At 60.2% G+C, this 1,305-nt stretch carries 1 protein-coding gene and 1 pseudogene; both read left to right on the top strand.

Annotated elements, in window-relative coordinates:
* Window positions 1–585, top strand: a pseudogene (locus P792_RS0119815) (TonB-dependent receptor); the annotation flags it as partial.
* A 12-nt stretch (window positions 586–597) separates the two neighbouring features.
* Window positions 598–1,305: sugar phosphate isomerase/epimerase (locus tag P792_RS37720; protein WP_161630858.1), on the top strand; the 708-nt coding region annotated here is incomplete at its 3' end.

Here is a 1,305-nt window from a genome sequence, read left to right as displayed (position 1 = left end):
TTCGATTATGAATATCATAACCGCCAGACGCTGTTCGTGGCTGAAATGCCCATGAACATCACCTCACTCAGCCTTGGGCCGATCCCCCGTGCCCGTACCCGCGGCGGCGAATTGTCGAGCACATTGCATGATCTGGTCCCCAATCTCGATCTGCGCGGCTCCTTTGCCTATCTCGACGCGCAGGCCACCAATGCGGTGAATGATATCGGCGGCCTGCCGCTGCTTTCCTCCGTTACCGCTCATTCGGTGCTACCTTTTGCCCCGCGCTTCTCCTGGAATGCCGTGGCACGTTATGGCATCGACTTGCCCCGCGCCTATCGCATGACGCTCCAGACCAGCTACACCTGGAAGGACAATATGCTGGTGGCTTTGGGTGACCCCAATGGCGTGACTGACAAGATCAGCTCGTTCGGAATGCGCATGGAAGTGGGGCCCAAAACCGGCAAATGGACGGCCGCCGTGTATGTCGACAACATGCTCAACAAGCATGGCAACACCTATTCCTTCACAGGCTCGGATAATTCACGCGTGCAGTTCCTTCAGACGCCGCGCTGGATCGGCTGCGATCTGCGCTATAATTTCTGATCCGACACAAGCATGACGGGAGACGACACGCCGATGCGCCTCGACAGCTTCCTGACACTCTGGGGCGATACGCGTCCCTGGGGTGAGGCCATCGCCGATGCCCATCGTCGCGGTTATGACGGGATCGAGGCGCGTATCCCGGAACCGGAAAACCTCTCGGCCTGCCGCGTGGCAGTGCGCGACACCGATTGCCCCTATATCGCCATTGCCCTGACCGGCGGCGGAGTCATCCCCCGCCAGAGCGCGACGCTGGACGACCATCTGGCCGATCTGGATGAGACCCTCGGACGCGCCGCGCTCCTCTCCCCCCGCTTCGTGAACGTTCTGGGCGGCAATGATCGCTGGAACGCTGCGCTTCAGGCCGAATTCATCGGTCGTGCCATGAATCTGGGGCAGAGGCATGGGCTGACGCTCAGCTTCGAAACTCATCGGGCCCGGCTCTGCGCTACGCCTTGGGTCACGCTCGATGTTATCGCGCAAATACCCGAAGCGCTTTTTACCGCTGATATCAGCCATTGGGTCGTAGGCTGCGAAAGACTGCTCGATGACCCCTGCGATGATTTCAGTGAATTCATCGCGCGTGTGCATCACGTTCAGGCACGCGTAGGCTATGATCAGGGCCCGCAGGTCTCGCATCCGGCGGCACCTGAAAATCGCGCCGCACTCGATTTTCACCGCGATTTCTGGCGCCGAATCTGGATGTCACAGCGCGCACGGGGT

The sequence above is a fragment of the Asaia sp. SF2.1 genome, from assembly GCF_000505765.1.
Classification (GTDB): domain Bacteria; phylum Pseudomonadota; class Alphaproteobacteria; order Acetobacterales; family Acetobacteraceae; genus Asaia; species Asaia bogorensis.
The sequence above is the reverse complement of the archived record's forward strand: the minus strand, read 5'-3'. Positions and strand labels throughout refer to the sequence as shown.